This window comes from Streptomyces sp. YJ-C3, assembly GCF_053891275.1.
Map to the genome: position 1 here is coordinate 5,901,211 of NZ_CM132685.1, position 24,395 is coordinate 5,925,605.

Sequence of the window (24,395 nt, forward strand, 5' to 3'; positions counted from 1 at the left end):
GGACGCCGTCACTGACGGCCGGCAGGACAACCATCGCGGCGGCAGGGCCCGCCGCACTATCGGAGACGGGTGAGATGGAGACAACGCTTCGAGGCGTCGGCGTGAGCCATGGCGTGGCGATCGGCGAGGTTCGGCACATGGGGACGGCGGTCCTCGAGCCGCCGGCCAAGCAGATTCCGGCGGAGGAGGCCGAGCGCGAGCAGGGGCGTGCCCGCCAGGCCGTCGAAGCTGTCGCGGCCGACCTGATTGCCCGCGGCAATCTGGCCGGTGGCGAGGCGCAGGCGGTGCTCGAGGCCCAGGCCATGATCGCTCAGGACCCCGAGCTCATCGCCGACGTCGACCGTCGTATCACCGTCGGCAGCACGGCCGAGCGCGGGATCTACGACGCGTTCTCCCACTACCGCGAGCTTCTCGCGGGAGCCGGTGAGTACATGGCCGGTCGCGTCGCGGACCTCGACGACGTGCGGAACCGCATCGTCGCCCGCCTGCTGGGTGTTCCGATGCCCGGCGTCCCGGACAGCGACGAGCCGTACGTGCTCATCGCCCGTGACCTCGCCCCCGCGGACACCGCGCTCCTCGACCCCGCGCTCGTGCTCGGTTTCGTGACCGAGGAGGGCGGGCCGACCAGCCACAGCGCCATCCTGGCCCGTGCTCTCGGTGTGCCCGCTGTGGTGGCGCTGCCTGGAGCCGGCGAGCTCGCGGAAGGCACCGTCGTCGCCGTGGACGGCAGCACCGGTGAGATCTTCGTGGACCCGACCCAGGAGAAGCGCGCCGCCCTGGAGGCCTCGGCCGCCGAGCGCAAGGCCGCGCTCGCCGCGTCGACGGGCCCCGGCGCCACCTCCGACGGGCACAAGGTTCCCCTGCTCGCCAACGTCGGTGGCCCGGCGGACGTCCCCGCGGCCGTCGAAGCGGGTGCCGAGGGCGTCGGTCTCTTCCGCACCGAGTTCCTCTTCCTCGACGACAGCAAGCAGGCGCCGTCCGAGGAGAAGCAGGTCGAGGCGTATCGGCAGGTGCTCGAGGCGTTCCCCGAGGGCCGTGTCGTCGTGCGGGTGCTGGACGCCGGCGCCGACAAGCCGCTGGACTTCCTGACACCCGCCGACGAGCCCAACCCGGCGCTGGGCGTACGCGGTCTGCGGTCGCTCCTCGACCACCCCGAGGTGCTGCGCACTCAGCTGACCGCGCTGGCCAAGGCCGCCGAAGGACTGCCGGTCTACCTCGAGGTCATGGCGCCGATGGTCGCCGACCGGGCCGACGCCAAGGCGTTCGCCGACGCCTGCCGTGAGGCCGGTCTGCAGGCCAAGTTCGGTGCGATGGTCGAGATCCCGTCCGCCGCGCTGCGTGCTCGCTCCGTGCTGCAGGAAGTCGAGTTCCTGTCGCTGGGCACCAACGACCTGGCCCAGTACACGTTCGCGGCGGACCGTCAGGTCGGTGCCGTGTCGCGTCTTCAGGACCCCTGGCAGCCCGCGCTCCTCGACCTGGTCGCGCTGTCCGCCGACGCGGCGAAGGCCGAGGGCAAGAGCTGTGGTGTGTGTGGCGAGGCCGCGTCCGACCCGCTGCTCGCCTGCGTGCTGACGGGGCTGGGTGTCACCTCCCTCTCCATGGGTGCCGCCTCGATTCCCTACGTCCGCGCGACGCTCGGCAAGTACACGCTGGCCCAGTGCGAGCGTGCGGCCGCCGCCGCTCGTGCGGCGGACTCCGCCGAAGAGGCGCGCAAGGCCGCGCAGGCCGTGCTGTCCGGCGAGTAGTCGCCACCAGGGCTGTTCCGGAGGGCGCTCCACCTGTGGGTGGGGCGCCCTCCGGCCTTTTGCCGGCGGGTCAGTGGTGATGCCGGCCCTCGGGGGCGGAGTCCTCCACTTCGGGTGCGGTGCAGTAGTCGACGCCGGGCTCCGGGGCGGTCAAGTCACCGGAGGCGGCGTCCGTGCAGTACGCGTCGAAGACCTGTGCGGCGGTGAGTTGCTGAAGGGACTCGTCCCTCAGGCGCCAGCCGTAGACGCGGTCGCTCTCGTCCGCAGTCGTGCGAACGACCAGTGCGCAGGGGCCCCGGGTGGCGATGGCCAGGGCCAGCACGGTCGTGAGCTCCATCGCCGCAGTCTCCTCGAGACGGACGGTGCCGGATGTCGTGGCATCGATGTGGAGCACCGCCAGCAGGGTCTGCTGAGCCGTGGGGACGCTGCACACCCAGTGGTGGATGCCTTCGCCGATGGTGTCGATCACTCGGGCCACCAAATACGAGGCGCGGGTGAAGGCGGTCCGTCCAATGTCCTGCCCGCACAGCGCGCAGGGGCCGAGGCGGGAGAGGACGGACGAGGCGTACTCCCAGGTCGCCTGGCGGACGGCTTCCTCGACGAGGTCGGGGACGAGATCCGCCAAGGGCTGTCCTTCGTACGGGATCGAGGGGCCCGTCGAGGCGAGTTCCGCGGTGAAGCGGGTGCGGCTGGTGGGCGTGTCCGGTTCGAGGCCCGTCTCCGCGCAGAATTCGGCGTACTCCTCCGGGTCGAAGAGCGCGACCGCGGTGTGTCCTCCCGCTTCGGCCAGGGATTTGAGGAGTGCTTCGACCTGCCGTAGATACGCCTTGTGGTCGTCGAAGACGAAGCTGCGGTAGCGCCGCATCTCCGTGAAGTCCTGCTCGTCGGCCAGGAGGCCGATGGTGCCCGCGATCTCGCGGCGCAGGATGTGCCGCGCACCGGTCGTCCGGCCGTGCTGTGTGTGCGTCATGATTCCCCCTGAGTACGCTCGTCGATCAATGCTCACTCAGAGTAATCATCGCCACTGACAACGCCGCAGGGATCGGCTCGCACGGCCGGACGCAGGGCGGTGGTCAGGCTCGCTTGCGGGCGATCTCCTCGTAGAACCGGAGCAGTTCGAGATTGTCGACGGAGCCGGGGTTGACCGCCTTTTCGAGGGGGGTTCCCTGCAGGAGGCGCTTCACCGGGACTTCGATGCGCTTGCCGGTGAGCGTGTGCGGGACACCGGGGGCTTCGATGATCGCGTCGGGGACGTGCCGCGGCGAGAGGTGTTCGCGGATCGTCAGCTTGATGCGGGTCCGCAGCTCGTCGTCGAGGACGGCGCCCGGCACGAGGTGCACGAAGAGCGGCATCCAGTAGCCGCCGTCGGGCTGTTCCAGGCCGATGACGAGGGACTCGCGGATCTCGGGGAGGCGCTCGACCGCTTCGTAGATGTCGGCGGAGCCCATGCGGACGCCCTGTCGGTTGAGCGTGGAGTCCGAGCGGCCGTGGATGACGACGGAGCCGCGGGAGGTAAGCGTGATCCAGTCGCCGTGGCGCCAGACTCCCGGGTAGGTGTCGAAGTAGCTGTCGTGGTACCGGCTTCCGTCGGGGTCGTTCCAGAAGCGGATCGGCATGGACGGCATGGGGTTGGTGACGACCAGTTCGCCGACCTCGTCGACGAGCGGGTTGCCCTGGGGGTCCCAGGCCTGCAGGTCCGTGCCCAGGCCGGGGGCCTGGAGTTCGCCGATGTGGACGGGGAGCGTGGCCACCGCCCCGGCGAAGCAGGAGCAGACGTCGGTGCCGCCGCTCACCGAGGCGATCCACAGATCGGCGCGGACCTCGTCGTGGAGCCAGCGGAAGCCGTCCGGCGGGAGCGGGGAGCCGGTGGTGGCCACGCATTTCACGCGGGACAGGTCGTGGTCCCGGGAGGGGTGCACGCCGGCCTTGCGACAGGCCATGACGTACGCGGCGGAGGTGCCGAAGAGGGTCGCTCCGGTGCGTTCGGCGACGGCCCATTGGGCCCCTGTGTCGGGGAAGCCGGGGCTGCCGTCATAGGTGACGATCGTGGTGCCGGTGAGGAGGCCGGAGACGAGGAAGTTCCACATCATCCAGCCGGTGGACGTGTACCAGAAGAAGCGGTCGTCGGGGCCGAGGTCGCAGTGCAGGCCGAGCTGCTTGAGGTGCTCGACGAGGATGCCGCCCTGCGACTGGACGATGGCCTTGGGGAGGCCGGTCGTACCGGAGGAGTAGAGCACCCAGAGGGGGTGGTCGAAGGGCACCTCTTCGTAGACGGGCGGCACGTCCGCGGAGGTGAGGGCGGACCATTCGAGGGCGCCTTCGGGAGCCTCGGTGCCCAGGAGAGGGATGTGGACGACGGCCCGCAGGGAGGGCAGCTCGGAGCGGAGTTCCGTCACCGTGTCGCGGCGGTCGTGTTCCTTGCCGCCGTAGCGGTAGCCATCGACGGTGAACAGGACGACGGGCTCGACCTGCTGGAAGCGGTCGAGGACGCTGCGGGCGCCGAAGTCGGGGGCGCAGGACGTCCAGACGGCGCCGACGGCCGCGGTGGCCAGCAGTGCCACGACGGCTTCGGGGATGTTGGGGAGATAGCCGCTGACGCGGTCGCCCGGGCGGACGCCCAGGGTGCGCATTTCGGCAGCGAGCGAGCCGACCTGGTTGCGGAGTTCGGCCCACGTGACGGGGCGCTGTTCCTGCGACTCGTCCACATGGAGGATGGCGGGGGTGTCCGCGCGCGTGGGGTCGTCGGCGGCGCGCAGCGCGTGTGCGGCGTAGTTCAGGGTGGCTCCGGGGAACCACTCCGCGCCGGGCATCTCTCGGCTGCCCAGCACGCGCGCGTAGGGATGGGTGAAGCGGACGTCGAACCAGTCGGTGACGGCTTTCCAGAACGTCTCGAGTTCGGTGACCGACCAGCGGTGCAGTGCCTCGTAGCCGCCCTCGGCCGGCGCTCCGTAGTGCTCGGCGGCCCAGGCCTGGAACCGTGTGACCTGCGCGTCGGAGATCTGCTGCGGGTCGGGCTGCCAGAGCGGAGAGGGGTTCGCTGTGGTCATGGGGCGGCTCCCGGGAAGTACGCGGCGTGTGCGTCGGCGGCGCGCACGGGCTGGGGTGTGCGCGTGACGCGGCTGAGCAGGACGATGCCACGTGATCGACTTCGGCACCAGGGTGTCCCCCACATAGTCCGCCTCGTGAAGATGTGCCGCGGCCACGGGTGAACGGCAGTTGAACGCGGCCCGCGCGCGCGGGCCCGGGTGGCAGGGTGAGCAGCATGAACGGTCGTGACCTGGTGCGCTCGGTGAAGGCGGTCTCCGCGGTGGGGCCGGCCCAGGGGCTGCGCGCCGTGCGGGCCTCCTGGCGGCATCGTCGGGCGGACTCCGTGGGGCGTGCGCGTCGGGGTCCGGAGCTTGCGCGGGTCCCTGGCGGCGTGGTCGGGGTGAGCCCCGGGCCGGGCGGCGGTGTGGTGCGCTTCGACCGGTCCAGCCTGCGGGTCACGGTCACGGTGAGCGGCGCCGTCTTCTGGGGCTGGGACGGGGCCGGGCCGACCCCGTCGTACGGTGTGGCCGCCGGCTGCCCGGAGGCGGATCCGCGGGCCGTTCTGGAGCCGGACAAGGACGGCGGCTGGCGGGTGGTGTCCGAGCGGGCGACGGTCGCGGTGTCGCGGCACGGGGCCGTCGAGGTGTGCACGCCGGGCGGCGTGACGTTGCGTCGTGAGCTGCCGCCGCGGTGGTGGGAGCCCGAGGGCGGCGGGGAGGCCCGGTGGGTCCAGCGGTCGGAGGTCGCCGCGGATGCGCGGTTCTTCGGTCTCGGGGGCCGGGTGACGGGTCCACGGCTGCGCGACGGTGCGTACCCCCTGTGGAACGGCGGTCCGAGCGGATGGCCGGGTACGGGTGACGTTCCCCTGTCGATCACGATGCCGGTCCAGTTGGTGGTCGCCGATGCCGGTACCCATCTGGTGTTCCACGACAGCACGTGGGACGGCGTGGTGAGTCTGCGCGAGGGCCAGGTGGGCGCGGGTTCGGGGCACGACCGGCCGGGGACCTGTGAGCTGCGCATGGAGGGCGGCCCGTTGCGGTGCTGGGTCGTGGTGGGCACCCCCGCGCGCGTGCTGCATACGTGGGCGCAGTTGACGGGTGCCCCGGCGGTGCCGCCTTCGTGGGCGCTGGGACATCACCATGTGCGCCGGGGTGTCGGGAGCGCGCAGGATGTGCGCGAGGTCGTCGCGGGACACAAGGAGCGCGCCCTGCCTCTGGACGCCGTGCATGTGGACATCGCCCCTCATGCGGCGCGGCCGGGCCGGTGCGACGACCGTGCGGGCTCGCCCTCGTCGTCGCGGCTTGCCGAGGAGGTGCGCGGGGACGGTGTCCGGTTGGTGTCCGGGGTCGGTCCGGCGGTCACGGCCGAGCGCGGCAGTGCCGTGTTCGACGGCGGGCGGGCGAGCGACGCCTTTGTGCGGGACGCCGCGGGCCGGCTCGTGCGCGGCGTCGCGCGGCCCTGTGAGTCGGTGTATCCGGACTTCACGGCGGAGGACGTCCGCAAGTGGTGGGGCGGGCTGTACGAGGAGCGTCTCGCGCAGGGTTCCGCCGGGTTCTGGCACGACGTGGGCGAGCCCGTGTCCTTCGGCGCGTGGGGCGGCCCGTCGTTGCCGCGGTCGGCCCGGCACGCGCTGGAGGGGCGCGGGGGCGACCATCGGGAGGCGCACAACGTGTACGGCCTGTGCATGGCCCGGGCCGGTTATGAAGGGCTGCGTGAACTGCAGCCGCAGGAAAGGCCGTTCGTGGTCTCCCGCACCGGTTGGGTGGGGATGCAGCGCTATGGAGGGGCCTGGTCGGGGGACGCGGCGAGGGGGTGGCCCGGATTGCGTGCCTCCTTGTCCCTGGTGATCGGGCTCGGGTTGTGCGGGGTGCCGTACTCGGGGCCCGATGTGGGTGTGCTCGACGGGGATCCGGGAGCGGAGCTGTACGTGCGCTCGCTCCAACTGGGCTCCTACTTGCCGCTCTTGCGTACGCAGTCGGCGGTCCGACCCGGTCGGCAGGAGCCCTGGGCCTACGGTGACGAGGTGCTGGGGCACGCGCGCGTGGCGCTCGACGAGCGTCGCCGGCTCTTTCCGTATTTCATGACGCTCGCTCACCTCGCTCGGCGTACGGGAGCTCCGTATGTGCGCCCTTTGTGGTGGAGGGCTCCGGAGGACCGTGGGCTGCGCGACTGCGAGGACGCCTTCTTGTTGGGCGACTGCCTGCTGGTGGCCCCCGTGCTGGAGCCGGGGGTGGAGCGCCGGACGGTGCGGCTGCCACGGGGACGGTGGTACGACACGGTGACCGGTGCGGTGTTCGACGGGCCGGGGCCGGTGACGGTCGACGCTCCCTTGTCGCGGATTCCGGTGCTGGTCCGCGCCGGATCGGTGCTTCCCGTGCGCGGGGCGAGCGGCGGGGTCGAGCTGGAGGTGTGGGCTCCGGAGGCCGGGCGCAAGGGTGGTGGCGTGTTCGTGCCGGACGTGGGTGATGGCTGGGCGGAGCCTGTGGTCGAGCGGTACCGGGTGCGCTGGAGTCAGGGGCGGGTGGTCGTGGAGGAGGGCGGCGAGGACGGCGGGGGTGAGCCGCCGTACCCGGTGCGCGTGCGCGGGCTCTGAGCGCCCTTCAGCGGGGTGCCGAGTCGGTCGTGGAGGTCAGTAGCGGCCCTCGAACCACGCCTTGACGGCCAAGGTGTGCAGCGGGAAGGCCAGTTCGGCCGGTCGGCGCAGCAGGTGCCAGCCGTCCGTCTCGTCTGTCGTGGCGCTGGCGGGCAGCTGGGCGGCCGGGCGTTCGGGCAGCAGGCCGAACAGCAGGAGGTGGCCGTCCGGGGCGCTCATGGCGTCCACGAGGCGTACGTCGCGGGAGGCGGCGTCGATGCCCGTCTCCTCTTTGAGCTCGCGGACCACGGCCTGCCGCCAGTCCTCGCGGTCGTCGATGAACCCGCCGGGCAGCGCCGCCTCCCCCTGCGCGGGCGCGATGGTGCGGGTGATCACGACCAGGGCCGTGCCGGCCGTGTCGTACACGGGCTGCAGGGCGATCGCGACGGGCAGCGGGTTGCGGTAGGCGACGGAGTCACAGGCCGGGCAGGTGCGCGGCCAGCCGTGCACGTCGGTCCCGTAGGCGGCTCCACAGCTGGAACAGTGGGAATCCGGAACGGGGTTGACCGTGGGGTGGGTTGATGCGGACACGGCGCGGACTGTATCCGATCACCCGTGGCCGGTCTTCCCCGGAGGGGTCGGCTCCTGATAGATGCAGGGGCCATGACCCGAACCGCCACCGCTCTGCGGAAACTCGCCGCCGTGACCGCCGCCGCACTGCTCGGCGTGGCCGCGGCCCCTTCGGCCGCCGACGCGACGCCCGACCCCAAGGCGCCCGAGGACTTCGTGGCTCTCCGTGACGTCGATCCCACGATCATTCAGGAGATCCGCTACTACACGGGGCACAACTTCGTGGGTGCGCCGGTCGACGGCTACAAGAAGCCGATGTGCATCCTCACGAGACCCGCCGCGAAGGCCCTCCACAAGGCTCAGCTCGGGCTCCTGAGGAAGGGCTACTCCCTGAAGGTGTACGACTGTTACCGCCCGCAGCGGGCGGTCGACCACTTCGTACGGTGGGCCAAGGATCTCGACGACCAGAAGATGAAGCCGGAGTTCTATCCCCAGGTCGACAAGACGCGCCTGTTCGCGGACGGTTACATCGCCGAGAAGTCGGGGCACAGCCGCGGCTCCACGGTGGATCTGACGATCGTGAAGCTGCCGGCCCGGCCCACGCGTCCCTACGAGCCCGGGGAGCGGCTCACGGCGTGTTACGGCCCCCAGCAGGACCGCTTCCCCGACAACTCCGTCGACATGGGCACCGGGTTCGACTGCTTCGACACGCTCGCGCACACGGATGATCCGCGCATCGGGGGTGCGCAGCGGGCCAACCGGGATCTCCTGCGGGGCGCGCTGACGGGCCAGGGGTTCAAGAACCTTCCGGAGGAGTGGTGGCACTTCACGTATCAGCCTGAGGCGTACCCCGACACGTACTTCGACTTCCCGATCTCCAGGAGGTCGCTCGCGGGCCGGTGAGAGGGAGGGCGCGACCGGAACCACCCCCGTGGATCCCGGTCGCGCCCTCACCGATGACACGGACGCACAGGAGGGGCAGACGGTTCTGCGGGAACCCTGACGTCGTCCGGTCGCCCGTGGCACACTTCTGACGTTCCGTCAGATCTACTGCCGGGGAGGAACTGTGGTGCGCTCGCGTACACCTGTCGTGGCCGATTGGTTCGCCGGGGAAGAGGACGACTTCCGCCTGCTGGGGACACGCTGCTCGGCGTGCGCGTCGGTGTTCTTCCCCCGCGAGGACGCGCTGTGCCGCAATCCCGGCTGCTCGGGCGGCGACCTGGTCGAGGTGCCGCTGTCGCGGCGCGGCCGGGTCTGGTCGTACACCGATGCCCGCTACCGGCCACCGGACCCGTACGTCTCCGACCGGGAACTTCCGTGGCAGCCCTACACGTTGATCGCTGTGGAGCTGGCGGCAGAGCGCATGGTGGTGCTCGGCCAGGGGGCTCCGGGGGTGCGGGTGGCCGACCTGGAGGTCGGCATGGAGGTGGAGGTCGTACCGGGGGTGCTGAACGAGGACGGGGACGCGGAGACCGGCACGGCCTGGACGACATGGCACTGGCGGCCGACGGGGGTGACAGCATGACGGGGGATGTGGCGGTACTCGGTGCGGGGATGCACCCCTGGGGCAAGTGGGGGCGCAGCTTCGTCGAGTACGGGACGGCGGCGGCGCGGGCCGCACTGGCCGACGCGGGCCTGGACTGGCGGGACGTGGGCTCCGTGGTCGGCGCGGACACCGTACGCGGTGGATATCCGGGCTATGTGGCGGGGGCGACGTTCGCGAAGGCGCTCGGCTGGCAGGGAGCCCGGGTCGCGAGCGTGTACGCGGCGTGCGCGTCGGGGGCGCAGGCCGTCAACACCGCGCGGGCCCAGATCCTCGCGGGGCTCGCGGACGTCGTGCTCGTGGTGGGGGCGGACGCCGCGCCCAAGGGGTTCTTCCGGCCCGCGGGCGGGGACCGGCCGGACGACCCGGACTGGCTGCGCTTTCGGGTGCTGGGGGCGACGAACCCGACGTACTTCGGGCTCTACGCACGCCGTCGGATGGCCCTGCACGGCGACACCTTGGAGGACTTCGCCCAGGTCAAGGTGAAGAACGCGGCCTCCGGAGCGCTCAACCCGAATGCGCGGTACCAGAAGGCAGTGACCGCCGAGGAGGTCGCGGGGTCCGCCGTCGTGGCCGACCCGCTGCGGCTGCTCGACATCTGTGCGACGTCCGACGGCGGGGCGGCGCTGGTGCTGTCCAGCATGGAGTTCGCGCGGCGGCACGGGACCGCGGATCCTGTCCGCATCCGGGCCGTGTCCACGGTGACGCCGACGTATCCGAACACGGTGCTGGATCTTCCCGACATCGCCACGGACTCGGCCGCGGGCGTCGAGTCGGAAGGGCCGGCCTTCCGGGCCTCGATCGCGCGTGCCGCCTACGAGGAGGCCGGGATAGGCCCGGAGGACCTGTCGCTGGCGGAGGTCTACGACCTGTCCACCGCCCTGGAGCTGCAGTGGTACGAGGATCTCGGGCTCTGCGGCGAGGGCGAGGGGGCCAAGCTCCTCCGGGAGGGCGCGACGACCCCCGGCGGCCGCATACCGGTGAACGCCAGTGGCGGGCTCGCCTCCTTCGGTGAGGCGGTACCGGCGCAGGCGATCGCCCAGGTCTGCGAGCTGACCTGGCAGCTGCGGGGCACGGCCGGCGCACGGCAGGTGGCGGGGGCCCGGGTCGGGATCACCGCCAATCAAGGGCTGTTCGGGCACGGCTCGTCGGTCGTCGCCGTGCGCTGATCCGCCGCACTCGCACGCTGAGTGACCAGGCGGGAATGCTGCGTGAACAGCGCGTGAACTGAGCCTGGTGGTGCTGGTGCGGCGCCATCATGCTGGCGTGCACTCCTGGTCCGACCGTCTCCGCTTCGCCTTCCAGCCCGTGGTCAATCTGGCCACGGGGGCCGTGGCCGCGCTGGAGATACTCGCTCGCCCGGAGGCCGGTGACGTCCTGGCGCGGGCCCGCCGCGAGCCCGAGCTCGACGGACGTCTGGCCGCGTCGGCGCTGCGGGAGGCGGCGCGCCGGGAGACGCTGCTGCCGCTGCACGTGAACGTGTTCGCGGGGACGCTCGCCGACCTGGGCCGGCTCGCCGCCCTGCGGGACGCCGTGCGGGCGGCGGGCCGGCTGCCGTGGGAGGTGACGGTGGATGTGGGGCCGCCCTTCACGCACGTACCGCACCGGGCGCTCCTGGAGGCCGTGGCGGCGCTGCGCGGCGAGGGTTTCCGGATCTGTGCGGACGGGGTGGGTGACGGCGACGTACCCCTGCGGCTGCTCGACGAGCTGGCGCCCGACCTCGTCAAGCTGGACGCGTCGCTGCTGACGCGGACGGCGACCGTGCGGGCCATGCGGACGCTGTGCGAGGAGTCGGGCGCGCTGCTCGCGGTCGAGGGGGTGGAGACGGAGCTGCAGTGTGCCGCGGCCCGGGGCGCCGGCGCGCAGCTGGCCCAGGGCGATCTGTTCGCGCCGCCCGCCCGGCTGCCGACGTCCGAGGTGTACGTGCCCGAACTCCCCGGCTCGGTGGGGACGGTGCGGCCCGCGGGGCCGTCGGTGCGCGAGTTCGTACGACCCGCGGCGCTGTTGCCCGAGGCGGCGTCGGCGGAGCAGGTGCGCAGGCTGCTCACCGGGGCGCCCGAGGTGTCCGGGGTGCTGCTGGTGGACGGCGACGGCGTGCCGGTGCGCTCGGTGCAGCGCGACCGGTTCCTGCTGTCGCTGTCCGCGCGGTACGGGCACGCGCTGTACGCGGACCGCCCGGCGGCGCGCCTCGGGGACCGGCCACGGACCGTGGGTGTCACGGCGACGGCCTGGGAGGTCCTGGACGTGGTCGCGGTCGGCGGGCACCTGCGCACGGCGGACGACGTCGCCGTGGTGGACGACGACGGACGCTGTGTGGGCGTGGTGCGCCTGGCCGATCTCGTACGGGCACTGGCGGAGAGCCGGGTGGAGCAGGCCGCGGGCCTCAACCCGCTGACGCGGCTGCCGGGTTCGGACGCGGTGACCGGCGAGGTGGACCGGTGGGTGGCGCAGGGGCGGGGCTTCGCGCTGAGCTGGCTGGACATCGACGGGTTCAAGCAGGTCAACGACGGGGCGGGGTTCGCGGCGGGCGACGAGCTGATCCGCTCGGTGGGGCGGACCCTTGCGCGTACGGAGTCGGAGGCCGTGCGGGTGGGGCACATCGGTGGCGACGACTTCCTGGTGCTGGCCGATCCGGAGCGGCTCGATCCGCTGGCCTGCGCGGTGCTGGACGCGCCCTGGTCGGCGGGTGGCCGGGCGGTGACGATGTCGCTCGCCACCGTGGTGTGCCCGCCGGGCAGCGTGCCCGATCACCGGCAGGCGGCCGCGCGCCTCGCGCCGCTCAAGCAGGCCGCGAAGGCGCTGTCCGGGGCGAGTTGGGTGTGCGGGAGGGCCGGGGACGAGAGCTTCGAGGTGCGGCGCGGTCCGGGCGCCGCGGCTGCCGCGTCACCACGGGAAGGTGCGCCGGGATCTTCATGACGGCGCCTCAAATGTCGTGCGGGCAGCGGCACTTAGAGGACGGTGCGCCACCGGTTAACCGTTGCGGTCCGCGACCTTGACGCTCCAGTACGGCCGGTGAACACTTCCGGTGTCAGTCGGCGTCGCCGCATGTCGGCCTACCGTCCGCTCGGGCCCCCTTGCCTGCCCTTGGGGCGCTTCCTGCCGGGTTGTGGCAGGTCGGGCCGCTCCCCCACGCGCGATCGGCGGCTGGACGGGCACGCTCGTCACGGACGCCGGGCGGGGCGCGGGAGACCCCTGCCTTCGGCCGACGTGGTCAGAACCAGCCATGGGAAACGCACCCTGCACGGAGGACCGGGGCGCACCGCCCCGGGCGAGGGCCTAGGAGCCGCCATGAGCAACGGAGACATCTTCGTCGGTGAGGTCATCGGCACCGCCATCCTGATCCTGTTCGGCGCGGGCGTCTGCGCCGCCGTCACTCTCAAGTACTCCAAGGCGAGAGCATCCGGGTGGATCGTCATCGCGTTCGGCTGGGGCTTCGGCGTCCTGGCCGGGGCGTACACGGCCGCACCGCTCTCCGGCGGTCATCTCAACCCGGCCGTCACCATCGGTATCGCCGTCGACACCGGCAAGTGGGACAAGGTCTGGGTCTATCTGTGCGGCCAGATGGTCGGCGCGATGCTGGGCGCCGTCCTCGCGTATCTGGTGTATCTCGCGCAGTTCAACGCCAACGTGAGCGCGGGCGCGGAGAACACAAAGGGCGCGGCGGTGGACGCGGGCGAGGAGGGTCCGATACCGACGCTCGGGATCTTCTCGACGATTCCCGAGATCCGGAACCTGGTCGCGAACCTGCTCACGGAGATCATCGCGACGATCGGTCTGGTCCTGCCGATCCTCGCCTTCGGCCTGACCAAGGGCCTGGGCCAGTCGGGCACGCAAGTGCTGATCGTGGCGCTGCTGGTGGTCGGTATCGGCCTGTCGCTCGGTGGGCCGACGGGGTACGCGATCAATCCCGCCCGCGACCTGGGCCCGCGGATCGTGCACCAGTTCCTGCCCATCCCCAACAAGGGCACCTCCGACTGGGGTTACGCGCTCGTCCCGGTCGTCGGACCGCTCATCGGGGGCGCGCTGGCAGGGGTCATCTACAACGTGGCGTTCTGACGCGCAGCGTCCCGAGCACTCTCGACAGCTCTCCCGAACGACTGTCTTCTGAAGAACGACCGTCTTCTCACGAAGGGGTAGCCATGCCCGACAACTCCGTGAAGTACGTCGCCGCCATCGATCAGGGCACCACCTCGAGCCGCTGCATCATCTTCAACCAGGACGGCGAGATCGTCGCCGTCGACCAGCGCGAGCACCGCCAGATCTTCCCGAAGCCCGGCTGGGTCGAGCACGACGCCACCGAGATCTGGTCCAAGGTGCAGGCCGTGGTCGCCGGCGCGCTCGCCAAGGCGGGTCTGCGCGCCGACCAGCTCAGCGCTCTCGGCATCACCAACCAGCGGGAGACCACGGTCCTGTGGGACCGGGCGACCGGCAGGCCCGTGCACAACGCGATCGTGTGGCAGGACACGCGGACGTCGGCGCTGTGCAACGAGTTGGGCGGCGCGGACGGGCAGGACCGTTTCCGCGAGCAGACCGGGCTGCCGCTGGCCAGCTACTTCTCCGGCCCGAAGGCCGCGTGGCTGCTCGACAACGTGCCGGGCCTGCGGGCGCGCGCGGAGCGGGGCGAGATCGCCTTCGGCACGATCGACTCGTGGCTGATCTGGAACCTGACGGGCGGCACCGCCGGCGGCGTCCACGTCACGGACGTCACCAATGCCGGGCGCACCATGCTGATGAACCTGGAGACCCTCCAGTGGGACGCGTCGATCCTGTCGGCGATGAACGTCCCCGAGGCGGTCCTCCCGGAGATCCGCTCGTCGGCCGAGGTGTACGGCACCGCGGTGGGCCAGCTCGCCGGGGTGCCCGTCGCCTCCGCGCTGGGCGACCAGCAGGCGGCCGTCTTCGGGCAGGCCTGCTACGACACGGGCACGGCGAAGAACACCTACGGGACGGGCAGCTTCCTGCTGCTCAACACCGGTAACCGGCCGGTGCCCTCGAAGAGCGGCCTGCTCACCACCATGGGGTACAAGATCGGCACCGAGGCGCCCGTGTACTGCCTCGAAGGGTCGATCGCGATCACCGGTGCCCTGGTGCAGTGGTTCCGCGACCAGCTCGGCATCATCAAGAGCGCCGACGAGATCGAGACGCTGGCGGCGAGTGTGGACGACAACGGAGGGGCGTACATCGTGCCCGCGTTCTCCGGTCTGTTCGCGCCGTACTGGCGCTCCGACGCGCGCGGTGTCGTCACGGGCCTGACCCGGTACGTCACCAAGGGGCATCTGGCCCGCGCCGTCCTGGAGGCGACGAGCTGGCAGACCCGTGAGGTCGTCGACGCCATGTACCAGGACTCCGGGGTGCAGATCACCACCCTGAAGGTCGACGGCGGCATGACGAAGAACAACCTCCTGATGCAGCACCAGGCGGACGTGCTCGGGGTGCCCGTCATCCGGCCCAGGGTCTCCGAGACGACGTGCCTGGGCGCCGCGTACGCCGCCGGGCTCGCGACGGGCGTGTGGAACGACCTGGACGAGCTCAAGGCCCACTGGCAGCGCGACGCCGAGTGGACGCCGTCGATGGACGCGCAGACCCGGGACCGTGAGTACCACAACTGGCACAAGGCGGTGGAGAAGAGCTTCGGCTGGCACGAGGACGGGGTGTAGGCCGGACCGGTGAGCCGGCACGCGCGCGTAGCGGCGTCGTAGGCCCTACGCGCGCGTGCGGCACGGCACGGATCCGTTCTCAGGTCACGGCGGGCTGCCGCCGCCGGGCGGCGGTCGCCGCGGCGTGCTCGACGACACCGATGAGGACGTCCTTCACGGAGTCCTTCTCGCGGGCGTCGCACAGGACGACGGGTACGCCCGCGTCCAGGTCGAGCGCCTGCCGCACCGAGTCGGCGGGGTAACGGGAGGCTCCGTCGAAGCAGTTGACGCCGACGACGAACGGGATGGAGCGCCGCTCGAAGTAGTCGACGGCGGCGAAGCAGTCCTCCAGGCGGCGGGTGTCCGCGAGGACGACGGCGCCCAGCGCTCCGGTGGCGAGCTCGTCCCACAGGAACCAGAAGCGGTCCTGGCCCGGCGTGCCGAAGAGGTACAGGACCAGGTCCTGGCGGAGGGTGATCCGGCCGAAGTCCATGGCCACGGTGGTGGTGTGCTTGCCCTCGACGCCCTGGGTGTCGTCGACGGGCCGGCCCGCCTCGCTCAGCAGCTCCTCCGTGCGCAGCGGCCTGATCTCGCTGACCGCGCCGACCAGGGTGGTCTTGCCCACGCCGAAGCCGCCCGCCACCAGGATCTTGAGCGTGACGGGCTCGACGGGGGCGGCCTTGCCGCGCTCGGAACGCCCGAAGATCATGGGTTGTCTCTCCTGCCTCACTGATGTCGCTGTGTGCTGTGCAAGGCCCGGTCAGAGGGCTCTGAGGCCGTTGATGACGTCGCGCAGAATGCCCTCGTCGGGCAGTTCCGCGGGCGGCACGGGACGGCTCACGTGGACCAGTTCGTCGTCGACGAGATCCCCTATGAGGACGCGGATCACGCCGATGGGCAGGTCGAGTTCCGCGGCGAGTTCGGCGACCGACTGCGGGGTGTCCCGGCACAGCTCGACGATGTCGACGTGTTCCGGCGACAGGGTCTGGTCGGTCGCGGGGTCGTCGCCGCGGGACTCCGCGACGACGACCGCGATCAGGTCGAGGCGATGCTGGCCGACGCTGGTGGTGCGGCCGCGTGTCATGGCGTACGGACGCACGACGGGACCGGCCTCGTCGTCGAACCAGTGGTCCGTCCCCGGCGTCCCCTGTATACCGTCACCGTCTGCGCTCATGCCGAACCACTACCCCCCGGCGGGCTGATCCGTGCGCGGAGCCGTCCCCAGATGTGCGCCCACCCGCTTGACCAGCAGGGTCATCTCGTAGGCGACGAGGCCGACATCGGAGTCCGCGTCGGACAGGACCGCGAGACAGCTGCCGTCACCGGCCGCGGTGACGAACAGGAAGGCCTCGTCGAGTTCGACGACGGTCTGCCGGACGCCGCCCGCGTCGAAGTGCCGTCCGACGCCCTTGGCGAGGCTGTGGAACCCGGAGGCGACGGCGGCGAGGTGCTCGCTGTCCTCCCGGCTGAGGTCCTTGGAGACCCCTGTCGGCAGTCCGTCACCGGAGAGCACGAGCGCCTTGTGGATGCTGGCGACACGCTCGACCAGGTCGTCGAGGAGCCAGTTGAGCTCCCTCGAACCACCGTTCGTGGTGTGCGCGGTGGCCTTTGGTGCGGTCATCGACCGTCCCCCTCAGAAGTGGTTCCCTGTGCTGTGCCGTCGGCGCTGTCGTCGCTGGCGGCGTTCTCCTCGCGGCCGCGCCGCCAGCCACGCTGGAGCGAGGCCATCCGGCTGCGTACCTCATCGGCGTCCCGGTCGGCGGGCGATGCGGAGACTGTCTCGTCGCGGGCCGAGGCGCGGTCGGCGCGCGCGTCGGGCCCTTCCTTCAACTGCGGTGCCAGGTTGGCCTGTCGTACGCGCCGGGGCAGGCCCGCGGCGCCGGTGTCCGGGCGCTCGGGCTGCGCCGTCCCGGAGGACGCGGTGGCCCGGCCGCGCCGCCTGGGGAGGTCGGCCAGGGAGGCCGGCGGGGTGTCGCGCAGTCCGTCGCCGCTGTCGCGGTCGTGCCGCTCGCCCGGTTCCCCGGCGCCGCGGTCCGGCCGGGTGCGCGTGACGGGCCTGCCGTGCGAGCTGACCAGCTTGGGGGTGCGGCGGCGGGGCAGCGCCACGAGGCCGTCCGGTGTCGCGTCGGCCTCGTCGCTGTGCCCGCCTTCGGCGTCGGCGGCGGGTTCGTCGGCCTGCTGGTGCTGCTCGCCGGGGCTGCCGGCGACCGGGCGGCGGGGGCGGAACAGGGCGCCGCGTTCGCTGTCCTCGTCGCCCAGCGCGCCCGGGAAGGAGGTCATGTCGGACGTGGTGAGCGGCGCTTCCAGCTCGATCGGGCCGTCCAGCACGGAGGCCGGCAGGCCGGGCAGTCCCTCGGCGGCGCCGAGGCCGGCCGGGGCCGCGCGCCGCGCCGCGTCGGGCCGGTCGAGACGGAACCCGGCGCCTTCGGTGTCGGGGGCGTCCGTGAGCAGCGCGTCCGGGATGAAGACGACCGCGGTCGTGCCGCCGTACGGGGACGGCTGCAGGGAGACACGGACGTTCTGCCGCTGCGCGAGACGGCTGACGACGAAGAGGCCGAGCCGGTCGGTGTCGGACAGTTCGAACTCGGGGGTCTCGGCGAGCCGCAGGTTGGCGTCGAGCAGGGCGTCGGAGGCCATGCCGAGGCCGCGGTCGTGGATCTCCAGGGTGAAGCCGTTGGCGACGTGCTCGCCGAGGACCTGGACGGCGGTGTGCGGCGGCGAGAACACCGTGGCGTTCTCCAGGAGTTCGGCCACCAGGTGGGTGAGGTCGGCGACGGCGGGACCGGTCACCGCGATCCGCGGCAGGCGGCGCACCTCGATGCGCTCGTAGTCCTCGACCTCGGCGACGGAGGCCCGCACGATGTCCATCAGCTGGACGGGCTTGCGCCACTGCCGGGAGGGGGCGGCTCCGGAGAGGATCACCAGGCCCTCCGCGTGGCGGCGCATGCGGGTGGTCAGGTGGTCGAGGCGGAACAGGTCGGCTAGTTCGTCGGTGTCCTCGGTCCTGCGCTCCATGGCGTCGAGCAGGGTCAGCTGCTTGTGGAGGAGGACCTGGCTGCGCCGGGCGAGATTGACGAAGACCTCGGAGACGCCGCGGCGCAACTCGGCCTGTTTCACGGCCGCTTCGACGGCGGACCGCTGCAGGGTGTTGAGGGCCTGGCCGACCTGCCCGATCTCGTCCCTGTCGTACTCGAGGCGCGGGGCCTCGGTCTCCACGTCGACCGTCTCACCGGCGGCGAGGCGGCGCATCACGCCCGGCAGCCGGACGCCGGAGGCCTCGTGGGCGTCCAGGCGCAGGCGGCGCAGGTCGCGGACGAGGCCGCGTCCGATACGGACCGACAGGATCAGGGAGACGAGCAGGGCGAGGAGGCCGAGCACGCCGGCGACACCGGCCCGGATGAACACCTGGAGGGCGATCGGGCGGGCTCGGTCCTGGTAGCGCTCGGCGGCCGCGGTGTCGCGGTCGACGAGTTCGTCGAGGACCTGCCCGGAGGCCCGGTCCCAGCTGTCGGCGGTGACGCCCTTCGGCGTGCCGGGCGCCCCGCGCACGACGGCGTTCTCGGCGGTGCGCAGCGGATTGGTGTCGGGGCTGCGCCAGTAGCGCTGGAAGCGGGAGCGCTCGTCGTCGGGCAGCAGCGCGAGGCTGGTGTCGTACAGGAGGGTGCGCTGGGCGATGAGGTCGGAGACCTGGCGCAGTTCGTCCTGGGTGAGCCGGCGGGCGACGAGGCCGGAGCCGACCAGCGCGTCCTCCTGGGCGAGGAGTTCGCGGGCCTTCAGGATGCCGACCACGGCGCGGCCCTGACGTTCCACCTTGGAGTCGTCGAGGGCGGTGAGGTCGAGGAGGAAGTCGTAGGTCGGCTCGATCAGGCGGGTGTAGAAGTCCAGGGCCTGGGCGCGGGTGACGGTCCCCTCGTCGACGTTCCTGCGCAGCGACTCGATGCCTTCGAAGCCCTCGACGGCGGAGTCCAGGACGCCGCGTGCGTCGCCGTCCAGGCGGTCGCGCACGCCGGAGTCTGCGGCCTTCTGCTTGATCCGGGACATCTCCTCGTCGGCGGCGGTGCGCCGGGTCCGCAGCGCCGACTGGGCGTCCGAGGCGCGGGGGTCGGCGAGGTAGACGAGGGTCTGGCGGCGCTCCTCCTGCAGGGCGCGGCCGGTGTCGACCAGCGGATAGCCGATGGCGTCGGCGGCCTTGCCCGCCGAGAGCAGTTGCACGGCGGCGCGGCCCGTGATCACCGAGGCGAAGGCCCATATCGCCGTCAGCGACAGGAGCGGCACCAGCAGCAACGCCACGATCTTCCGGCGGATGGACTTCCCGCGAAAGCGCATGGCCTCCCCCAGATCGGCCCCGCACGGTCAGGGGCACACATGTGCGTCAACAAACGGCGCGAGCCTACTACTGAGACAGGAGCAACTCGAAGACCTGTCCGGATACTGTCTGGCGCAACACGGTTGTGGGCGTCATGAGTTGTCCGGGCATGAGGGGAGATTGCCGCCCGTATTTTCGGCCAGGACCGGCGGTCACTATCGGACGACGAGACACCGCAGTTGGCCGGAAAGGGCCGCTTCTTCGCAGCTCGTCAGGGCAGTTGTCCGATTCCGGGAATCTTCCGGCCTCGTCGTTCGTCTTCTCTCACGGGGCATACGTGAGCACGGCACGGACACCGAGCGGTGGCGTAAAGCAGAGCAAACCGGGCAGTCACTGTGCAGGCCGATGCGGGGGCATCCGGCCGGGGCCCGGGAGCGGTGGGGAGTGGCGTGGTGGCGGACATGGCAGAGCGTCGGGAGCTGTGGGTCGAGGAGCCGGCGAAGCGGCGCCGGATGCCCGATCCCGTCCGTACGGCGGCGGTGCGGGCCGTCCTCATCAGCTCGCTCACCCTGATCCAGGCGATGATCGCCTTCCTGTGCACGCTGGCCGACTCCTGGCTGGCGTTCCCCATGGTGCTCAGCAGTGTCGCCAGCACGGTGGTGGCGACCTGGGGCGTACTGGACGTCTGGGTGACGCGACAGGTGTGGAACCAGCGGCACGGGGTCGTCTCGGTCCCGGCCAGCACGGCCCGACAGCTGCGCAAGGAGCGGCGCCGCGCCCGGCGGGCGGCGCGGCGGGCGCCGGAGAACATACGGGGCCGGGGCGGCAGGGCCGGGCAGTTGACCCACACCTGAGACGACACCCGGGAGACGAGGCCGAGGCGACGGCACCCGGAGGGGCTCGGGGCGCACGCCGGTACGCCCCGATCGGATCTCGGCCGCCGTCCGGATCCGGCGACCGCAGCCGCGGCGAGCTACGCCACGGACACCTGCACAGGCGCGGGCGCCGGCACGCGCATCGGCACCGGAGTCACCGTCGGCGTGGCCGTCGGCTCGGCCTCGGCGCGGGCCAGTTCACGGCGGGCCTTGGTGAAGGGGCGCGGCATGTCGAGTGCGAGGACGGCGGTGGTCGCTCCGTCGCGTTCGTAGCGCGCGAGGAAGGGACCGTCCCCCGGCGAGCCCTCCACGACGCGCACGAGGTCGCCCTCGCGGCGCCGCCCGGCGAACTGGATGCGGGAGCCGTACTGATCCGACCAGAAGTAGGGCAGGGGGCGGGCGTGCTCCACGGTGTGCCCGGCCAGCAAGTTGCGCACGGCGACGCGGGGTTGGGCCGTGGCACTGGTCCAGTGCTCGGCGCGGGAGCCGCCGACGCGGGCCACGTCGCCGACGGCCACGACCTGCGGCAGGGCGGTGACGCAGCCGTCGTCGCAGAGCACACCGTCGCGCACGGCCGTCGCCGAGCCGGCCAGCCAGTCGGTGTTCGGCACGGCGCCGATGCCGACGACGACGATGTCGGCGGGGAGTTCACGGCCGTCGGTGAGAGCGACGCCCGTCACGCGCCGCTCCACGGCGACCGGCGCGGCCCCGTCGGTCGCACCCGGCGCGCCGAGCAGGTGCGCCACGCCCACGCCGGTGAGCAGCCGGGATCCGCCGCGGCGCTGCAACTCCGCGCAGATCATGGCCACTTCGGCACCGAGTTGGGGCAGCAGCGGCAGGGGAGCCGCCTCGACGACGGTGACGTCGTGGCCGAGCGCGACGCAGGACGAGGCGGTCTCGGCTCCGATGAACCCGCCGCCGATCACGACGACCCGTCGGGGGCCGCTCAGCAGGTCGGCACGGAGCGCACGGGCGTCGTCGAGCGTGCGCAGGCCGTGCACCCCCGCGAGGGGCGGGCCCGGCAGCCGGCGGGCGCGCGCACCGGTGGCGATGACGACGCCGTCACCGCAGACGGTGCGGCCGTCCTCCAGGATCACGCTGCGCCCCCGGGCGTCGAGCGCGCGGGCGCGGACGCCGAGCAGCCACTCGGCGTCGAGCTCCCGGGTCTCCTCGGCGTCACAGAGGGCGAGCCGGTCCTCGTCGGCCTTTCCGGTGAGGAAGTCCTTGGACAGCGGCGGCCGATCGTACGGCGGATGCGTTTCCTCCCCGACGATCACCAGTCGCCCGTCGAATCCCTGGGCGCGCAGCTCGCGCGCCGCGTACAGCCCGGCGAGCGAGGCGCCCACCACGGTCACGGTCCTCATGAGGCAGTGCCCTTCTCTTCGCCGGCGGGACTATGCCGCCGTGTCCGCCGAGGCGGCCGGGTGGACATGGATCACGCCGTCGTCCACGGTCACCCGGTGGGTGCGTACCGGACGGCGGGCGGGCAGGCAGGTCGGCTGTCCGGTACGGAGATCGAATGAAGCCTCGTGGAGCGGGCATTCGACCTGACATCCCTCCAGCCAGCCCTCGGACAGCGAGGCGTCCTGGTGGGTGCAGGTGTCGTCGATGGCGTACAACTCCCCCTCCGCGTGGAACACCGCGATCGGTGGGACGGTGTCGATGCGGACGGATTCGCCGACGGGGAGGTCTTCGAGGCGGCAGACGGGAATCACGGGCCCCCCTCTGGGTCCAGGACTCTTCGGTAACATGATGTTTCATATGGCGCACGAGGGAGCGCCATGCGCAACAGAATCCGAGTCGGGTGCCCGTCGCGTCAAGGGCTTCTCGAAGATGCGGTCCGACAACGGGCCGCCAGGTGGTGAGAGTTGAGCTATGACCCGCAAGCAACTGCAGGTTGAGCCGGGTGCATCGGATCCGTCGGCCAACGGGGGCGCGGAGAAGCAGCCCCGGGGCGCGGCGGGCGCCGTCCAGTCCGTGGACCGTGCCGTGAGCGTCCTGGAGAGCCTCGCCCGGCACGGGGAGGCCGGAGTCACCGAGATCGCCGACGAGTTGGGCGTGCACAAGTCCACGGCGTTCCGGCTGCTCGGCGTGCTGGAGAACCGGGGCCTGGTCGGACAGGCCAAGGAGCGCGGCAAGTACTACCTGGGAGCGGGGGTACTGCGCCTCGCGGGGGCGGCCGCAGTGCGCCTGGACATCTCGCAGGAGGGCGGGCCGGTCTGCCGTGAACTCGCCGACGAACTGGGCGAGACGGTGAACATCGCGGTCCTCGACGAGGACATGGCGGTCAACATCATGCAGGCGCGCGGCCCGGCCTCGGTGACCGCGCAGAACTGGCTGGGCCGGCGCACCCCGCTGCACGCCACGTCCAGCGGCAAGGTGCTGTTCGCGCACCAGCCGCAGGTGCTGCGCGAAGGGCTGCTGGCGCGCACGCTGCCGCGTTTCACCGAGCACACGATCACCGGCACGGCCGCGCTGCGGACCGAGCTGGACGCCGTGCGGGAGCAGGGATTCGCCGTCGCCGTCGAGGAGTTGGAGCTGGGGCTCGCCGCGGTGTCCGCGCCCGCCCGCTCGCACGACGGGAAGGTCATCGGGGCGATCAGCGTGTCCGGACCGGTGTACCGGCTCACCCCGGAGAGCCTGCCGGCCCTCGCCGAGCGCGCCGTGGCGGCCGCCGCCGACCTCTCCCGCCGGATGGGCCACGGCATCTGAGACGGCCGCCGGCGCCGGAGGGCGGTCGCCGGACACGGAACGCGAACACCGGACGCGGAGTCAGGGGAACCTGGCTCCGCGTTCTTGTGTGTCGTTCGTGTTTCGCTCGGCCGGGCCGTTTTGCCAAGGCTTAACTCCCGCCCCTTGACGGCGTCTTGATGGCATTCCCACTATGGCTCCCAGTGTCTCTCATCACGCAACGCATCCTGCTATGCGCAACAGTCGCTCGCACCAGTCGAACAGTGGCGGAACAGCAGAGGAGTTGAGCCGTGTCCCATGAGGTCCGCGCCGTCGTCGCGGTGAAGAGGAGCGCACCCGTCGAGGTGCGGACGATCGTCGTACCCGATCCGGGCCCCGGCGAGGTCCTGGTCGGAGTGCAGGCCTGCGGGGTCTGCCACACGGATCTGCACTACCGGGAGGGCGCGATCAACGACGACTTCCCGTTCCTGCTCGGGCACGAGGCGGCGGGCACCGTCGAGGCCGTCGGCGACGGTGTCACCGACCTCGCCCCCGGTGACTACGTGGTGCTCGCCTGGCGCGCGCCCTGCGGCTCGTGCCGCTCCTGCCGCCGCGGCCGGCCCTGGTACTGCTTCGACTCGCGCAACGCCGTGCAGCCGATGACGCTGCTCGACGGGACCCCGCTCAGCCCCGCCCTCGGCATCGGCGCCTTCGCCGAGAAGACCCTGGTCGCGGCCGGTCAGGCGGTGAAGGTCGACCCGGCGGCGCGGCCCGAGGCGGCGGGCCTGATCGGCTGCGGCGTGATGGCCGGGTACGGCGCGGCGGTGAACACCGGGAACGTGCGGCGCGGCGACACCGTCGCGGTGATCGGCTGCGGCGGCGTCGGCAACGCGGCGATCGCGGGCGCGAGCCTGAACGGGGCGCGCAAGGTCATCGCCGTCGACATCGACGAGAGGAAGCTCGACCAGGCGGAACGGTTCGGCGCGACGCACACCGTCGACTCCCGGGGCACGGACCCCGTCGAGGCGGTCCGCGCCCTCACGGACGGGTTCGGGGTGGACATCGCCATCGACGCGGTGGGCCGTCCGGAGACGTACCGGCAGGCGTTCTTCATGCGCGACCACGCGGGCACCCTGGTCCAAGTGGGCGTGCCGGAACCGGAGATGAAGGTGGAGATCCCGCTCATCGATCTCTTCTCGCGCGGCGGTGCCCTCAAGTCGTCCTGGTACGGGGACTGCCTGCCCAGCCGCGACTTCCCGGTCCTCATCGACCAGTACCTGTCCGGCCGGCTCGACCTGGGCGGATTCGTGACGGAGACGATCCCGCTCGACCAGGTCGAGCAGGCCTTCGCGAAGATGCACCACGGCGAGGTGCTCCGCTCCGTGGTGGTGCTCTGACCCGGCCCGCGCCCCGCAGCCGTACGTCCTGAACCGCTCGGCCCACGCCACCGC

20 protein-coding genes are annotated in these 24,395 nt (G+C 72.0%); 11 read left to right on the forward strand and 9 right to left on the reverse strand.

Annotated elements, in window-relative coordinates:
• Window positions 1–74 precede the first annotated feature (74 nt).
• Window positions 75–1,745, forward strand: coding sequence for a phosphoenolpyruvate--protein phosphotransferase (ptsP, locus tag ACVHNB_RS26385; RefSeq protein WP_428956069.1), 1,671 nt, complete (start codon window positions 75–77; stop codon window positions 1,743–1,745).
• A gap of 70 nt (window positions 1,746–1,815) precedes the next feature.
• Here ptsP and ACVHNB_RS26390 read toward each other — a convergent pair whose 3' ends face one another.
• Together ACVHNB_RS26390 and ACVHNB_RS26395 are read right to left on the reverse strand one after the other, a co-directional pair.
• Complete coding sequence (locus ACVHNB_RS26390; protein ID WP_456226061.1) at window positions 1,816–2,715, reverse strand: hypothetical protein; 900 nt, start codon at window positions 2,713–2,715, stop codon at window positions 1,816–1,818.
• 103 nt (window positions 2,716–2,818) lie between these two features.
• Window positions 2,819–4,792 (reverse strand): acetoacetate--CoA ligase, encoded by a 1,974-nt coding sequence (locus ACVHNB_RS26395; protein WP_456226062.1) that lies wholly within the window; start codon window positions 4,790–4,792, stop codon window positions 2,819–2,821.
• A 215-nt stretch (window positions 4,793–5,007) separates the two neighbouring features.
• On the opposite strand from ACVHNB_RS26395, the gene ACVHNB_RS26400 reads away from it, so the two are divergent.
• Entirely contained in the window at window positions 5,008–7,365 is a 2,358-nt protein-coding gene (locus ACVHNB_RS26400) for a glycoside hydrolase family 31 protein (protein WP_456226063.1), read from the forward strand.
• A 36-nt stretch (window positions 7,366–7,401) separates the two neighbouring features.
• Here the strand turns inward: ACVHNB_RS26400 and ACVHNB_RS26405 are convergent, their stop codons facing one another.
• Window positions 7,402–7,935 (reverse strand): NUDIX domain-containing protein, encoded by a 534-nt coding sequence (locus ACVHNB_RS26405; protein WP_428956065.1) that lies wholly within the window; start codon window positions 7,933–7,935, stop codon window positions 7,402–7,404.
• Between the two features lie 72 nt (window positions 7,936–8,007).
• Between ACVHNB_RS26405 and ACVHNB_RS26410 the strand changes: the two genes are divergently transcribed.
• From ACVHNB_RS26410 to glpK, 6 genes are all read left to right on the forward strand, one after another.
• Window positions 8,008–8,817: a M15 family metallopeptidase gene (locus ACVHNB_RS26410; protein WP_456226064.1), complete on the forward strand. Its 810-nt coding sequence runs from the start codon at window positions 8,008–8,010 to the stop codon at window positions 8,815–8,817.
• Window positions 8,818–8,980: 163 nt separating this feature from the next.
• Window positions 8,981–9,439 carry a Zn-ribbon domain-containing OB-fold protein gene (locus ACVHNB_RS26415; RefSeq protein WP_456226065.1) on the forward strand — a complete coding sequence of 153 codons (459 nt, stop codon included), beginning with the start codon at window positions 8,981–8,983 and terminating at the stop codon, window positions 9,437–9,439.
• Window positions 9,436–10,626 carry a lipid-transfer protein gene (locus ACVHNB_RS26420; RefSeq protein WP_428956062.1) on the forward strand — a complete coding sequence of 397 codons (1,191 nt, stop codon included), beginning with the start codon at window positions 9,436–9,438 and terminating at the stop codon, window positions 10,624–10,626. Before ACVHNB_RS26415 ends, ACVHNB_RS26420 begins: the two co-directional genes overlap by 4 nt.
• Before the next feature lie 97 nt (window positions 10,627–10,723).
• Window positions 10,724–12,373: an EAL domain-containing protein gene (locus ACVHNB_RS26425; RefSeq protein WP_456226066.1), complete on the forward strand. Its 1,650-nt coding sequence runs from the start codon at window positions 10,724–10,726 to the stop codon at window positions 12,371–12,373.
• Window positions 12,374–12,745: 372 nt separating this feature from the next.
• Window positions 12,746–13,513 carry an MIP/aquaporin family protein gene (locus ACVHNB_RS26430; RefSeq protein ID WP_428956060.1) on the forward strand — a complete coding sequence of 256 codons (768 nt, stop codon included), beginning with the start codon at window positions 12,746–12,748 and terminating at the stop codon, window positions 13,511–13,513.
• A gap of 83 nt (window positions 13,514–13,596) precedes the next feature.
• Window positions 13,597–15,114: a glycerol kinase GlpK gene (gene glpK / locus ACVHNB_RS26435; protein ID WP_428956059.1), complete on the forward strand. Its 1,518-nt coding sequence runs from the start codon at window positions 13,597–13,599 to the stop codon at window positions 15,112–15,114.
• A gap of 79 nt (window positions 15,115–15,193) precedes the next feature.
• Here glpK and ACVHNB_RS26440 read toward each other — a convergent pair whose 3' ends face one another.
• From ACVHNB_RS26440 to ACVHNB_RS26455, 4 genes are read right to left on the reverse strand one after another with little or no spacing between them, the layout of a single operon-like run.
• Window positions 15,194–15,802 (reverse strand): GTP-binding protein, encoded by a 609-nt coding sequence (locus ACVHNB_RS26440; protein WP_428956058.1) that lies wholly within the window; start codon window positions 15,800–15,802, stop codon window positions 15,194–15,196.
• A gap of 51 nt (window positions 15,803–15,853) precedes the next feature.
• Window positions 15,854–16,267 (reverse strand): DUF742 domain-containing protein, encoded by a 414-nt coding sequence (locus tag ACVHNB_RS26445; RefSeq protein WP_428956057.1) that lies wholly within the window; start codon window positions 16,265–16,267, stop codon window positions 15,854–15,856.
• 9 nt (window positions 16,268–16,276) lie between these two features.
• Window positions 16,277–16,714: a roadblock/LC7 domain-containing protein gene (locus ACVHNB_RS26450; RefSeq protein ID WP_428956056.1), complete on the reverse strand. Its 438-nt coding sequence runs from the start codon at window positions 16,712–16,714 to the stop codon at window positions 16,277–16,279.
• Window positions 16,711–19,419 (reverse strand): nitrate- and nitrite sensing domain-containing protein, encoded by a 2,709-nt coding sequence (locus ACVHNB_RS26455; protein WP_456226067.1) that lies wholly within the window; start codon window positions 19,417–19,419, stop codon window positions 16,711–16,713. The genes ACVHNB_RS26450 and ACVHNB_RS26455 overlap by 4 nt, the downstream gene beginning before the upstream one ends.
• Window positions 19,420–19,836: 417 nt before the next feature.
• On the opposite strand from ACVHNB_RS26455, the gene ACVHNB_RS26460 reads away from it, so the two are divergent.
• Window positions 19,837–20,253, forward strand: a complete 417-nt coding sequence (locus ACVHNB_RS26460) for a hypothetical protein (protein WP_428956054.1) — start codon at window positions 19,837–19,839, stop codon at window positions 20,251–20,253.
• A gap of 119 nt (window positions 20,254–20,372) precedes the next feature.
• Here the strand turns inward: ACVHNB_RS26460 and ACVHNB_RS26465 are convergent, their stop codons facing one another.
• Together ACVHNB_RS26465 and ACVHNB_RS26470 are read right to left on the reverse strand one after the other, a co-directional pair.
• The gene (locus ACVHNB_RS26465; protein ID WP_428956052.1) at window positions 20,373–21,638 is read right to left on the reverse strand and encodes an NAD(P)/FAD-dependent oxidoreductase; all 1,266 of its coding nucleotides are present in this window, start codon (window positions 21,636–21,638) and stop codon (window positions 20,373–20,375) included.
• A 30-nt stretch (window positions 21,639–21,668) separates the two neighbouring features.
• The gene (locus ACVHNB_RS26470; RefSeq protein ID WP_428956051.1) at window positions 21,669–21,989 is read right to left on the reverse strand and encodes a bifunctional 3-phenylpropionate/cinnamic acid dioxygenase ferredoxin subunit; all 321 of its coding nucleotides are present in this window, start codon (window positions 21,987–21,989) and stop codon (window positions 21,669–21,671) included.
• Window positions 21,990–22,149: 160 nt separating this feature from the next.
• Here ACVHNB_RS26470 and ACVHNB_RS26475 point away from each other — a divergent pair, with 160 nt between their 5' ends.
• Together ACVHNB_RS26475 and ACVHNB_RS26480 are read left to right on the forward strand one after the other, a co-directional pair.
• Window positions 22,150–22,986: an IclR family transcriptional regulator gene (locus tag ACVHNB_RS26475; protein ID WP_428956050.1), complete on the forward strand. Its 837-nt coding sequence runs from the start codon at window positions 22,150–22,152 to the stop codon at window positions 22,984–22,986.
• Between the two features lie 269 nt (window positions 22,987–23,255).
• Window positions 23,256–24,341 carry an S-(hydroxymethyl)mycothiol dehydrogenase gene (locus ACVHNB_RS26480; protein WP_428956049.1) on the forward strand — a complete coding sequence of 362 codons (1,086 nt, stop codon included), beginning with the start codon at window positions 23,256–23,258 and terminating at the stop codon, window positions 24,339–24,341.
• Window positions 24,342–24,395: the final 54 nt, after the last annotated feature.

Bases quoted from the DNA above. Each gene is read 5' to 3' on its own strand.
- ACVHNB_RS26440 (WP_428956058.1), bottom strand. From the start codon at position 15,802: ATGATCTTCGGGCGTTCCGAGCGCGGCAAGGCCGCCCCCGTCGAGCCC.
- ACVHNB_RS26430 (WP_428956060.1), top strand. From the start codon at position 12,746: ATGAGCAACGGAGACATCTTCGTCGGTGAGGTCATCGGCACCGCCATC.
- ACVHNB_RS26420 (WP_428956062.1), top strand. From the start codon at position 9,436: ATGACGGGGGATGTGGCGGTACTCGGTGCGGGGATGCACCCCTGGGGC.
- ACVHNB_RS26390 (WP_456226061.1), bottom strand. From the start codon at position 2,715: ATGACGCACACACAGCACGGCCGGACGACCGGTGCGCGGCACATCCTG.
- ACVHNB_RS26450 (WP_428956056.1), bottom strand. From the start codon at position 16,714: ATGACCGCACCAAAGGCCACCGCGCACACCACGAACGGTGGTTCGAGG.
- ACVHNB_RS26400 (WP_456226063.1), top strand. From the start codon at position 5,008: ATGAACGGTCGTGACCTGGTGCGCTCGGTGAAGGCGGTCTCCGCGGTG.
- ACVHNB_RS26475 (WP_428956050.1), top strand. From the start codon at position 22,150: ATGACCCGCAAGCAACTGCAGGTTGAGCCGGGTGCATCGGATCCGTCG.
- ACVHNB_RS26455 (WP_456226067.1), bottom strand. From the start codon at position 19,419: ATGCGCTTTCGCGGGAAGTCCATCCGCCGGAAGATCGTGGCGTTGCTG.
- ACVHNB_RS26410 (WP_456226064.1), top strand. From the start codon at position 8,008: ATGACCCGAACCGCCACCGCTCTGCGGAAACTCGCCGCCGTGACCGCC.
- ACVHNB_RS26465 (WP_428956052.1), bottom strand. From the start codon at position 21,638: ATGAGGACCGTGACCGTGGTGGGCGCCTCGCTCGCCGGGCTGTACGCG.
- glpK (WP_428956059.1), top strand. From the start codon at position 13,597: ATGCCCGACAACTCCGTGAAGTACGTCGCCGCCATCGATCAGGGCACC.
- ACVHNB_RS26445 (WP_428956057.1), bottom strand. From the start codon at position 16,267: ATGAGCGCAGACGGTGACGGTATACAGGGGACGCCGGGGACGGACCAC.
- ptsP (WP_428956069.1), top strand. From the start codon at position 75: ATGGAGACAACGCTTCGAGGCGTCGGCGTGAGCCATGGCGTGGCGATC.
- ACVHNB_RS26395 (WP_456226062.1), bottom strand. From the start codon at position 4,792: ATGACCACAGCGAACCCCTCTCCGCTCTGGCAGCCCGACCCGCAGCAG.